This window comes from Chryseolinea soli (genome assembly GCF_003589925.1).
In the GTDB taxonomy this organism is placed as follows: Bacteria; Bacteroidota; Bacteroidia; order Cytophagales; family Cyclobacteriaceae; genus Chryseolinea; species Chryseolinea soli.
Map to the genome: position 1 here is coordinate 7835025 of NZ_CP032382.1, position 11406 is coordinate 7846430.

General features: G+C 50.8%; 10 protein-coding genes. 8 read left to right on the forward strand and 2 right to left on the reverse strand.

The genetic code is table 11. The features are described from left to right. The first annotated feature begins 17 nt into the window (after nucleotides 1-17). Together D4L85_RS32635 and D4L85_RS32640 are read left to right on the forward strand one after the other, a co-directional pair. Complete coding sequence (locus D4L85_RS32635) at nucleotides 18-770, forward strand: SDR family NAD(P)-dependent oxidoreductase (protein WP_119758290.1); 753 nt, start codon at nucleotides 18-20, stop codon at nucleotides 768-770. A gap of 49 nt (nucleotides 771-819) precedes the next feature. After that, the gene (locus tag D4L85_RS32640) at nucleotides 820-1572 is read left to right on the forward strand and encodes an SDR family NAD(P)-dependent oxidoreductase (RefSeq protein WP_119758291.1); all 753 of its coding nucleotides are present in this window, start codon (nucleotides 820-822) and stop codon (nucleotides 1570-1572) included. A gap of 6 nt (nucleotides 1573-1578) precedes the next feature. Here D4L85_RS32640 and D4L85_RS32645 read toward each other — a convergent pair whose 3' ends face one another. Further along, nucleotides 1579-4035 (reverse strand): outer membrane beta-barrel family protein, encoded by a 2457-nt coding sequence (locus D4L85_RS32645; RefSeq protein ID WP_119758292.1) that lies wholly within the window; start codon nucleotides 4033-4035, stop codon nucleotides 1579-1581. Nucleotides 4036-4328: 293 nt separating this feature from the next. Here D4L85_RS32645 and D4L85_RS32650 point away from each other — a divergent pair, with 293 nt between their 5' ends. The 4 genes from D4L85_RS32650 to D4L85_RS32665 all read left to right on the forward strand — a co-directional run bounded on the left by D4L85_RS32650 (nucleotide 4329) and on the right by D4L85_RS32665 (nucleotide 8395). Continuing rightward, nucleotides 4329-5516: a sensor histidine kinase gene (locus D4L85_RS32650; RefSeq protein WP_119758293.1), complete on the forward strand. Its 1188-nt coding sequence runs from the start codon at nucleotides 4329-4331 to the stop codon at nucleotides 5514-5516. A gap of 11 nt (nucleotides 5517-5527) precedes the next feature. Next, complete coding sequence (locus D4L85_RS32655; RefSeq protein ID WP_119758294.1) at nucleotides 5528-6250, forward strand: LytR/AlgR family response regulator transcription factor; 723 nt, start codon at nucleotides 5528-5530, stop codon at nucleotides 6248-6250. Nucleotides 6251-6519: 269 nt separating this feature from the next. Next, complete coding sequence (locus tag D4L85_RS32660) at nucleotides 6520-7446, forward strand: DUF4440 domain-containing protein (protein WP_119758295.1); 927 nt, start codon at nucleotides 6520-6522, stop codon at nucleotides 7444-7446. A 142-nt stretch (nucleotides 7447-7588) separates the two neighbouring features. Beyond that, the gene (locus tag D4L85_RS32665; RefSeq protein ID WP_119758296.1) at nucleotides 7589-8395 is read left to right on the forward strand and encodes a DUF5995 family protein; all 807 of its coding nucleotides are present in this window, start codon (nucleotides 7589-7591) and stop codon (nucleotides 8393-8395) included. Here the strand turns inward: D4L85_RS32665 and D4L85_RS32670 are convergent. After that, the gene (locus D4L85_RS32670) at nucleotides 8392-9414 is read right to left on the reverse strand and encodes a DUF2278 family protein (protein WP_119758297.1); all 1023 of its coding nucleotides are present in this window, start codon (nucleotides 9412-9414) and stop codon (nucleotides 8392-8394) included. The two genes, D4L85_RS32665 and D4L85_RS32670, sit on opposite strands and share 4 nt — an antisense overlap. Before the next feature lie 357 nt (nucleotides 9415-9771). Between D4L85_RS32670 and D4L85_RS32675 the strand changes: the two genes are divergently transcribed. Together D4L85_RS32675 and D4L85_RS32680 are read left to right on the forward strand one after the other, a co-directional pair. Further along, the gene (locus tag D4L85_RS32675) at nucleotides 9772-10362 is read left to right on the forward strand and encodes a TetR/AcrR family transcriptional regulator (protein WP_119758298.1); all 591 of its coding nucleotides are present in this window, start codon (nucleotides 9772-9774) and stop codon (nucleotides 10360-10362) included. A gap of 50 nt (nucleotides 10363-10412) precedes the next feature. Continuing rightward, nucleotides 10413-11282, forward strand: coding sequence for an alpha/beta hydrolase (locus D4L85_RS32680; protein WP_119758299.1), 870 nt, complete (start codon nucleotides 10413-10415; stop codon nucleotides 11280-11282). Nucleotides 11283-11406: the final 124 nt, after the last annotated feature.

Consider the following 11406-nt stretch of genomic DNA (forward strand, 5'->3'; position numbering starts at 1 on the left):
ATAAACCTATAATTAGTATGGAACGATTCAAATACCAGGTCGCTGTCGTTTCCGGCGGTGCCGAAGGTCTTGGCAAAGGCATTGCCGACCGCCTCGCCTCCGAGGGTGGCACGGTTGCCCTATTCGACATCAACCAAGCCCTTCTGGACAAAACCGTGACCGAATTCAAAGCCAAAGGCCACAACGTCTCCGGTCACCTGGTGGACGTCGCTTCGGAAGACGCCGTGCGAAAAGCGATGGAGGAAGTGGAAGCAACGTATGGACAGATCGACATCATGGTCAATTGCGCCGGCATTGTCGGGCCCACCAGCACGAACATCACCGACTATCCCACGGAGGCCTTCGACCGGATCTACAACATCAATCTTCGCGGTTCATTTTTAATGACCAAGTATGCACTTGTGGCCATGAAGAAAAAAAATTATGGCCGCATTCTTTTGATCGCATCCATGGCCGGAAAAGAAGGCAATCCGTTCATGGCCGGCTACACGGCGATGAAAGCGGGTGTGATCGGATTGGTGAAAGGCATCGGCAAAGAATATGCAGAGACCGGCATTACCGTGAACGGGCTGGCACCCGCCGTCATCAAGACCGCCATGAACGATCAGACCGCGCCGGAACAACTCGCCTACATGATCGGCAAGATCCCGATGAAACGCCTGGGCACCATCGAAGAAGTGGCCAGCATTACGGCCTGGATTGTTTCCAAGGAGGCCAGCTTCAATACCGGCTTCCTCTTCGACGTGTCTGGTGGAAGAGCAACCTATTAAAATCACGCCACACTCACTGTTAAAAATTCTAACGCTTCAAAAAGCTAGCATGAGGAAAAAAGTAATCGTACTGGGCGCCTCTTCCGGTATTGGAAAAGCAACGGCCCAACGCTTCGCCAAGGAAGGTTGGCAAGTGATGGGTGCCGCACCGGAGGCAGTACTTCTTCAAAACGCCGTGAACGATCTGGAAGGCGAAGGTCACCAGGCTGTGCTCCTGGATGTCACGTCGGATGACCACATCGATGCATTGAAAGAACACGTGCAAAAAAAATTCGGCCACTTCGATGTACTCATCAACAGCGTCGGCATCTCCAAAGGCCAGCCCTTGCTCGCGCCTGATTTCGATGCCTGGGACCGGTCGTTGCAAGTCATGCTCTATGGCGCGGTCAAAGTGTGCCGGGCCTTGATCCCGTTGATGAACGACGGCGGCAGGATCGTTCACATCACCTCCATTCACTATGAACGCGTAGCACCCGGCAGTTCGTCGTATGGCATGGCGAAAGCGGCCATCACCCAATTCACCCGTTCACTGGCCGTGGAGTTGGCGCCGAGAAATATCCTGGCAAACGCCATTGCTCCGGGATTTATTTTCACACCCATGTCCATCAAGGGCGACGGCAAAAATGAATTGGACAGCGAGTGGTTCAAGGAAAATTACGTCAAGCATAATCATCTTCCGCTTAAAAGAGCCGGCCAGCCCGAAGAAGTTGCCGGGGTGGCTTATTTTCTTGCAGGGCCGGATGCCTCCTATATCACCGGCTCCGTTGTCACCGTGGATGGGGGCTTGACGATCACGTTTTAGCGTCCACTAGTTTTTCCTGATCCTTTCTCTTTCGTCTGTGGATACCGCGTCGCGGGAGCCGCGGCTTTTCATTTTCGTATTCCCGAATGTCTTGGAGTACGTGAGTTTCACAATCCTGTAGTTCGCCGACTCCGCCTTGTACGTGTATTCCGCTTTTAATGAAAAAGCCTCTTCCGTAAGCGTTCCAAAAAAGCCATTCACGCGCATGGATTTAAAAATATCGGTCACGGCCAATTGAACGCTGCCCCAATTGTGGCGAAGATCTTTTTTAAGTCCGGCGTTCAACATGCCAAAGGGTCTTATCTTTTTCGAACCTTCGTATTGCGATGAGTTATACCATCCCGAAACCTCCAATGAAAAATTTGCCGGAAGTGTGAAGGTCTGGCTGCCGTTGAGGGTGTAGGCAAAATACGTCTTTCTCAACTTCTCTACCGTGTGGTCGAGCTTGAACTGGCGGAGTCCACCCACGACGCTATAGCTCATGCTCCACCAATTATTGATCGTGAACGGAAGATTCGCCTGAAACGTGAGATTGTTTTGATAGGCCATGTTTTGAGGCGCCAGGTACATGAGGTCACGCGCCGGACTTTCTTTTTGTTGATACAATATGATGGGGTGATCGTCCCGGCCGGCTTGCAGCGAGAACGAGTAGCCATTGTAGGTATATCCTATTTTTAAATTGTTGCTGATCGTCGGTCGCAGCGAAGGATTGCCCGTGGAGACGGACATCGGGTCGTTGTAGAGCAGATAGGACGCCAGGTCGTTGTAGGACGGCCGGGTGATGCGTTTGGTGTAGGAAAATTGCAACTCAGCATGATCATTCAGTCGGCGCGTCAGGAACACGCTGGGAAAAAGTTTTCCCAGTTTCCGGTCGATGTTGTTTTCTTCTTTGTCGGCGTTGGCGCGGGTATGCGAATATTCATAGCGCAACCCAGCGATGAGCCGCACCGCCGGTGCAACCTGCGCCTCCACCGACGAGTAGGCGGCTGCGATGGTCTCGCGCATATCCGTATCGTTGGTATACCGGGCACTACCCGTCCATGCGCCGTCGGTGTAGGTTTCTATTCGCGACAGGCTCGAGCTTGCCGTCAACGTTCCTTTCAGGCCCGCTTCAAATTTGATGTTGTGCCATTGCCGTGTATAGTCTGTCTTAAACACCCCCACCTGTATGGGCGATTGCGAAACGCCGCGCTGCCGGTTTGAAAAGATGTTGCCGCTGGGCTGCGCTTCACGGCCCTCGCGATCCAAAAAAATTGTGTTGATCTCGGTTGGGCTCTCGTTGCTATAGCGGAGATAGTCCAGGTCGATGTTTAACTTTTCCCCTTCGCGCAGCGGCTTGTCCAGGTAGAGATTGGTCACCAGGTTGCCCCAGTGCGCTTGCCCGTCGATCGTGGCGTGCATGACCAGCAAAGAATCCGACGCGAGGATCGTGTAGTTGCCATGGTTATAGATGTTGCGCGGGCCGCGGCTGGTGTTATAGGTGGCGCTGCCGCCGAGGGTTGCCTTCGGGGCGTTGATATCAAAGCCTAATGTAGCGTTGTGATTGTTCGTCGTACCTTTTGTTGTGCTGCCCACATCAACACTCAACTCCCCTCCAAAAGCCGGCATGTTCTGTGTGCTTTGCGCCACCCAGCCGTCGCGGGTGCGGTCGTGCAGAAAGGAATACGATCCATAAAAATTTGCTTTCCCGGTGTTGTGAGAAACACTGACGCTTCCATTTCCCTTTTCTCCCCAGCCCTGTCCACCCGTAACCGAAAATGACCCCGTCGTGCCGATCTCCTCATGTTTCTTGATCACAATGTTGATCATCCCGGCCGTTCCTTCCGCGTCGTAGCGCGCGGGTGGCGAGGTGATCAGTTCAATTTTCTCGATGTCGTTTGCACTCATGCCGTTTAGCATCGCCACCACTTGCGCCATGGGGAGGCGTATGAGTTTGCCGTTGATCATCAGCATGACGCTGGTCTTTCCATTCAGGGCAAGGCTGTTGTTGCGCATGTCCACAAACACGCCCGGCGATCGCTCCAACACTTGCAAGGCCGAGCTCCCTTTGGTCATCACGCTGTTTTCGACATTCACCACCGTGCGGTCTACCTCTTGCTGGTATAAAGGCCGTTCGGCTTGCACCACGATCTCGTCTAGTTGTTGGGAGTCTTCTTCCAGTACCTGGACACCGAAATCCCTGGCCTCGTTGGCATTGATCTTGAAGACAGGAACGTTATCGGTCTTGTAGCCCACCAAACTGAATCGAAGAAAATAGTCACCGGCCGCGACGCCGTCGATCTTGTATTCTCCCGTTTCGGTAGCCACGGCGCCCTTCGCGAGCGAACTGTCGGCAGCGTTCAGGAGCAGCACATTGACAAAAGGAAGGGGCTGCTTGTCGGGGGTCGTAACTTTTCCCGACACCTGGCCCTGGGCATATTGAAGCAGACAAAGTAACACGGAGGTGAAGAATAGCAGTTTCATGGGTACAGCTTTTAGATTCCGTTTTCATCGGATGAAGCAAAACAATGCGGAGCCGCACACCTTTTAAAGATTATTTGCTGAGGAGTTCAATAAAATTGCTGAACTGCGAATTCCTGTTTAAAGCGGCTTTGGAGGAGAAAAAATAGCAGGGATGCCTCTCGTCAAGTTAATCCGTCCTTTGATCAGCTTTTTGATGCGCCTTGCATTCGGCCGTGGTCTTCCCGGATAATTTTGTCTAACTTTAAAAACTGGCGCCGTCTTTAGCGCGTTTTGAGGAATGTAATCTTACGGGCGTGACAAACTATCCATCCAAGTTCGACTGGTTTTTTAAATACAAACTTTACCACATTCCGTTTTGGTTCGCCTACCACTATTGCTGGTGGACGGTCACCATCGGGAGCGCATGGAATGCTGCCAGCAACATCCTCTCCTTCTCTCCTTATACCGTCAAATATTGTTTTTATGTCGTCTTCCAGGCGATCGGGGTCTACTTCAATCTTTACTTTTTGATCCCGCGCTTTTTGGAAAAGGGACGATACGCCCAATATATCGCGTTACTGATGGTCACTATTGTTTGTACGGCTGCTTTTGTGGCATTGGGCTACCCGGTGAGCGCCTGGTTGTCGGAACGAACTTTCGAGGAACTATACCAGATCTCGCACGAGCGATATTTCTATTTCTTTCAGATAAACACCCTGCCCTCCACCATGGCGAGCATGACCCTGGCGATGAGCATCAAACTTACCAAGAATTGGATACAGTCTAAACGCAGGGAGCAGGACCTGGAGAAGGCAAAATCGGACCTGGAAAAAGAAAAACTGGAAACGGAATTAAAATTTCTAAAATCGCAATTCAATCCCCATTTCCTCTTCAATACCATCAATTCCATATTTGTTTTGATCAACAAGAACCCGCAGATGGCTTCGGATTCGCTGGCAAAGTTTTCCGATATCCTGCGCTATCAACTCTACGAGTGCAACGAACAGCAAATCCGCCTGGACCAGGAATTGAATTATCTCGAGAATTTTATCGAGCTGCAAAAGTTGCGACAGGACCACAGTCATGTGAAGGTGGATATTCAAATGGACATCCCGCACACGGGGAAACTGGTCATCGCGCCGTTCATTCTCATGCCTTTTGTTGAAAACGCCTTCAAGCATGTGTCCCGGCACCGGAACGGGTCGAATTGGATCAGGATGAACCTCCGGCTCGACCACGAAGTGCTGACACTCGAAGTTTCAAACAGTGCTTCACCCCTGCAAAGCTCCTCCACCGAATTCATCCGCCACCGCGGCATCGGGTTAAAAAACGTGCAACGACGGCTCGATCTTTTATATCCCGAAAAACATGCGCTGGCCAAAGAACACGGCGACGACCAATTCCGGATAGCGTTGACGTTAAGCCTCCACGAACGCGCGATGACTGAGCCGGCAGCCTTGACCGAACAAAATACAAACATCGACAGCCTTATTCATTCGTAACTCTGCGGCACATGATAAAATGCGTAATCATAGACGATGAACCCCTGGCCGTAGAGTGCATTGCCAGTTACATCAAAGAGGTCAGTTTTCTGCAACTGGTCGGCACCGGAAGCAACCCGCTCGATCTCAACGCCATGCTGGACGAGCAACCCATCGACCTTATTTTCCTCGACATCGAAATGCCTTTTATCAACGGGATCGAGTTTCTCAAAATGACTCCCGATCCCCCGATGGTCATCATCACCACAGCCTATCCCAGCTATGCGCTCGAAGGCTTTCAACTGGACGTGCTCGACTACCTGGTGAAACCCATCACGTTTAATCGCTTCCTGAAGGCCGTCAATAAATCAAAAGACTACCATCAGCTGCTTCATGCGAATTCCCGGAGTGCCTCCCACGAGGAAACGCCGGATTATTTTTTTATCAAGTGTGATTATAAGTATGAGAAGCTCTACTTCAAAGACATCCTCTACATCGAGGCCATGCAAAACTATATCACCATCCACACCCAGAAAGGCAAGTACATCACGCTCCTTTACCTGAAAAACATCGAAGAGAAGCTGAATCCACAGGCGTTTATCCGGGTGCACAAGTCCTACATCGTTTCCATCTCCAAAATAGAATCCATCGAAAACAACGACATCATCATCCAGACACACCGCATCCCCATCAGCCGGAACTATCAAACCGAGGTGCTGGGCCGTGTGGTGAACGACAGGCTTTGGAAGAAGTGATCGCCTGAAATTATCTATCCCTCTTAAAAAAGACGTCAGCCGTTTTCCTGTTGTCAACAAAAGCGTGCCGGTGATAATCCCGGGGGTGCGTGTTGTCAATCTCATTTCCCACCGTTCCTTCGAACCCTTATTTTTATTGGATACCGAGCGCCAGCTCCTGAAGATGGCCGGTTCTATACCCGGGTGCTACCCTTCTTTGAACGTCACCTGGTGTTCGATATAAAAAATAATACATCGTCAAGTTTATTTAAATCTCTAAATCAAATGATATGACAAAAAATGGATTCATCATTCTCCTCGTTGCATTTGTCAACCTGAATGCTTCGGATGTATGGGCGCAGACGAAAGTCGATGAGAGGACCCTGTCCTTTGTAAAGCAATTCACTTCGGATTACAACAAAAGCTTTCTCGACAAAAAGCCCGAGAGATTGGGAGTCTATTATCGCGAAGACGTCCGTTTGATGCCGCCGTTTCAAAGAACCATTGTGGGTAAAGGAAACCTGGTATCCTACCATAAGGCTTTCGCCACCCGGTTCGACATCCAGGAATACGACCGCGCCGACCTGGAGGTGCTCGATCTTGGATCGATGGTGTCAGAGATTGGCGTGTTCACCATGAAAATGAAAATAAAGAACACGGGCAAGGTGTATGACCTGAAAGGAAAATATCTCAACCTTTGGGAAAAGGAGAATGGCAAGCTCTCTTTAATCACCGAGGCTTGGAATTATGATCACGCCATTGATTTTGCCGATCAATTGAAGTTCCCGGAAATTCCCAACGTCGACGTCGCCTTGAGTTCTCACGTAAACATCAACAACAATATAAGTTTCGAACTGGCCGCCCTGAACCGTCTCATGGAGTCCACCGTGAGTCAACATGATGCCAAAATTTGGAGCCAGTTTTACGCCGATGAAGCCGTCGTGTGCCATTCGGGTCACATCATCTCCAAGGGCAAAAAAGAAGTGAGCGATTTTTTGATTGAACACTGCCGGGAGTTTCCCATCTTCGAGAAGCTGGACGTTCGAAACGACCGTATCGATCACCTGGGGATCTATGTTATCGAATACGCAAGCCATATTGCCACGGTACGAAATGGTGATTGGTCGGGCGTTGGTGTCGGAAAAGATCTCCGGATATGGAGGAGGGAAGAAGATGGCAGTCTAAAAATCTTCAGACACATCGGGTCGTACGATTGACCAGCAAAAACAAGGGGTACCGATATCAGGGATTTCCGTTCTTAGCATTTTTTCCGATATTGTATAGAGGCATTGTACGACAATACCTGTTGCAATAGAACAGGACTCCCGGATATCTTTCACCACCTAACCCCAACCGATCTTGCCACAGGTCAAAGAAGCCAAAACGATTGATGAGATCATTCAGCAATTGGAACAGTTGATCGATGCGTGCGCAGACTCCAAAGACCGGGTTGGGTACTTTGCTTCCCTGTATTATAAAGTGACGGTCAGGGTAAGGGATGCCATTCAAAACGGAGAGTTTGAGAACAATGCGCGCATGGAGCAATTTGACGTCGCTTTTGCAAACCGCTATTTGACTGCCGTGCAACAATGGCGAAACAAAGAGCAGCCCACCGGCCCCTGGCAAGTGGCATTCGATGCATCGAAGAGATCCTCCCGCCTCGTCTTGCAGCATTTGCTGCTTGGCATGAACGCTCACATCAATCTTGACCTGGGGATCGCCGCCGTTCAGGCATCGGGCCATAATCCCATCGTCGACATCCGGAAAGATTTCAACAGCATCAACGACATTCTGGGATCCATGACGTTTGAAGTGCTCCAGGAAATCAACCGGATCTCGCCGTTGCTGTCGTTGTTTGGATTACATGCTTCAAACGACAGCATCCTCATCCAATTCAGCATCATCAACGCCCGCGATGGCGCGTGGAGTTTTGCAGAGGACCTGAGTTCAAAAAAAGGAGCCGAAGCCGATTCGTGTATCCAGGCGCGAAGCAACACCATTCAAACGCTGGCCACTTCACTCGTTCAACCCAAAGGTGTGCTGATTCGCATCACGCTGTGGGTCATTCATGTTTTTGAATGGAAGAATCCGCGGCGAATCATCGAAGTGTTACATACCTATAAGAAGAAGTTCATTTCCGTGAACCGCCCTTTGGCAAAAACTTAGAAAACAACCAGCTGGCCCGTCTTCGAGGCGTCGGTTTTGGTATAGGTGACGCCGTCCACTTTCAATCCTTGCTTGTTCAGCAAGGTGATGATCCCTCCCTCGTTACTAAGCTGCGCACCTTGTCCCGACAAGGGAACGCGAAGCGCATCTCCCCCCGGAATGGTGACATTGCCCAGGGTGTCGAATCTGGTTTTGGATTTGTCCACGATCTTCCAGCCCTGCAAATTGACAGGCGTGTCGGCCGTGTTCAGCAGTATTATATATTCATTCCCCACATCAGCAACCCGCGGGTTCACCATGGCAGCGATGATGCGAACCGGCGTAATCGATTCGGGTTGGTCGGGGTCGACGACCGGAGGACCGGTGATCGGATCGCCCGTCTTGTCGTCCGTGTGCCACGCCTGCACCTGGAAGGCGATGAAAATAGCAATCCACTTGTCACGTGAAGGAAAGTGAATGAACAATCCGCCATCCTGGTAAACACCGTTGTCTTTTTTGAACTGGCCGGAATTCCCCTGGTTCATATGGATGTCGTGAATGCCATTGCCGGGTTCGAAGTCGAAGTACTTATCCTTCACTCCCGGCTCCGGCCCCCAACGTTCACCGAAGGCATATACCCGGGCATCGCTGTCGCTGATCGCCTGGCTGACATAGAAGCCGAGCTTTTCGTTCAGGTCGTTGTCGGCACCGGGCTTGTTGAAAGGGATGGGCTTCATGGCCGCGGTGGGGAACATGTTCCGCCGGATAAAATCCAAGGCGATGGAGTTGGACTGGGATGGTATCTCTGTAAACCCCGTCACCAGGTTCTTATCCAGGATGTCCTGCAGGATGGGATGTTGAAAATTCTCATCCATATAGAACAATACTTCCGGCGGATTCACGGCCGATTTTACATTGATCGCAATCCGGTAAGGTTTACCTGCGGCATCGATCTTGATCTGAAAATGTTCGTTGCTGGACGAGGCAAGCATACTGTCCGTGGCCTTCCCCATGAGGACGCCGTATTTTCTGAGAGGCATAAGCGATACATTAAAGCATTGTGTAAATCATAAATTCAGCCAATAGCGCGTGGTTCGAACGTGATCGAAGTTACGGAACCGGAATGATCAGGATTTTCAAATTCCAAGTGGGCTGGCGATCAACGGATCAGGCGGGTCGAGGAACTTGAGTAATTAAAAATAGCCAACCCATCCGAAAGAGTCAATCCCGGAAACGGGTGAAAGGCCTTTTCTCTTTTATCAGCTCGGTTTTTTGGAATGACTTAACAGAAAGATAATATCCTGCAGCCTTAAAACCGGCCTTCCCGGAAACCCGACCGGCTTTTCTTCGTATGACAAGAGGATTTGAATTTAAGATACCAATTGGTATCTTTGACGATGCGCAATCCGGAAGCCACACGCGAAAAGATCCTGAAAAAATCGGGGGTACTTTTTAACACCAAAGGTTACAAGGCCACCTCGATCAGCGAGATCACCGAAGCCACGGGCTTTACGAAAGGCGCCATCTACCGGCATTTCAAAAGTAAAGAAGACCTGGAAATGGAATCCTTATTTCAAATGTCCCTCCTGATGATGGAGGCCCTGAGAGGCCGCATCAAAACAGAGACGACGGCCCCCGGGAAACTGAAGGCCATCTTCCATTTCTTTGAATCGTATCTCAGCAAACCGGTGGTGAAAGGCGGATGCCCTCTCATGAACGCCGCCATCGAAGCCGACGACGCCCATCCCCGGCTGCGCAAAACGGCGCTCAAGATCCTGGACATCCTCCACAATTCCGTCGTTGCCATCCTCGACAATGGCATCCGCTACAAGCAATTGAAACCGGATATCGACAAAGCGTATTATGCCTCCGTGATCGTTGCCTCCCTGGAAGGTGCCATCATGATGAGCAAACTGCGCGGCAACAACGACGACACCAAACGCGTCATCCAACACCTGGAAAATCAATTGAAAGACCTGGTCCTGTAAATTTTTTTAACCCCATAGATACCGATTGGTATCTATAAAACCCTTCACCCATGAAAACGATCATCCCCCAGATCCTCGGCGCCGCCCTCAACCTGCTCGCCTGGATCCATCCCAAAGCTGCCGGACGCCGGGGCTTCCTGCTCTTTTGCAGACCTTTCCGAACGCCCATCACGGACAAACAAAAAGACTTCTTCAACACGGGCGATCCCTTCACGATCGCCAGCGACGGCGTGAACGTGCAAGCGTACCGCTGGGGGACGGGCAAAAAGAAAGTGGTTTTCTTTCACGGCTGGCAAAGTCACAGCTATCGCTGGAAGACGTATATCGACGCGCTGCCCAAAGAGGTCTACACGGTCTACGCCCTGGATGCTCCCGGGCATGGACTTTCGGGCGGCAATTTTCTTTCTGTTCCGGTCTATGCCACATTGATCCAGAAATTCCTGCTCGACATCGGCGGCGCCCAAACGGTGGTCGGTCATTCGTTGGGGAGCTTCTCGCTGATGTATGCGTTCTTTCGCCATCCGTCGCTGCCGGTTGACAATGTGGTGCTGATGGCCCCTCCCGGTGAGGCCTCCGACTTTTTGAACTTCTACAAAGACACCCTACGGCTCTCCGACCGGGCCATGAAACACATTCACGATCATTTCGAAGAGACGTATCAAGTCCCGCCCGCTTATTTTTCCACGAAAAAATTTGCCGCCGCCCTTCACTTGAACGGGCTGATCATTCACGATGAAGGCGACGCTGAAGCACCGTATCACTACGCCGTGAAAATTAACGAGGCCTGGAAAAAATCAACCTTGCTGTCCACGCAAGGGCTGGGGCATAACCTCAAATCGCTGACCGTGGTGGAGGCGGTGTTTAAATTTATCGAGGAATCGAACCACGCACCACAGGTGGTTCCCGAACACAACGCGTAATCGCCGTTCAAAAACACTTCAGCGCTTTTGTAACAAGGTAACCTTCGTCATCATCCGCAAATCACGCCCAGACCGGACGTTGGTGGGTGTCTTTTTTCATGTAAGTTACGGGTAGTAATTTGTG

Bases quoted from the DNA above. Each gene is read 5' to 3' on its own strand.
- D4L85_RS32635 (WP_119758290.1), top strand. From the start codon at position 18: ATGGAACGATTCAAATACCAGGTCGCTGTCGTTTCCGGCGGTGCCGAA.
- D4L85_RS32640 (WP_119758291.1), top strand. From the start codon at position 820: ATGAGGAAAAAAGTAATCGTACTGGGCGCCTCTTCCGGTATTGGAAAA.
- D4L85_RS32645 (WP_119758292.1), bottom strand. From the start codon at position 4,035: ATGAAACTGCTATTCTTCACCTCCGTGTTACTTTGTCTGCTTCAATAT.
- D4L85_RS32655 (WP_119758294.1), top strand. From the start codon at position 5,528: ATGATAAAATGCGTAATCATAGACGATGAACCCCTGGCCGTAGAGTGC.
- D4L85_RS32660 (WP_119758295.1), top strand. From the start codon at position 6,520: ATGACAAAAAATGGATTCATCATTCTCCTCGTTGCATTTGTCAACCTG.
- D4L85_RS32670 (WP_119758297.1), bottom strand. From the start codon at position 9,414: ATGCCTCTCAGAAAATACGGCGTCCTCATGGGGAAGGCCACGGACAGT.
- D4L85_RS32675 (WP_119758298.1), top strand. From the start codon at position 9,772: ATGCGCAATCCGGAAGCCACACGCGAAAAGATCCTGAAAAAATCGGGG.
- D4L85_RS32680 (WP_119758299.1), top strand. From the start codon at position 10,413: ATGAAAACGATCATCCCCCAGATCCTCGGCGCCGCCCTCAACCTGCTC.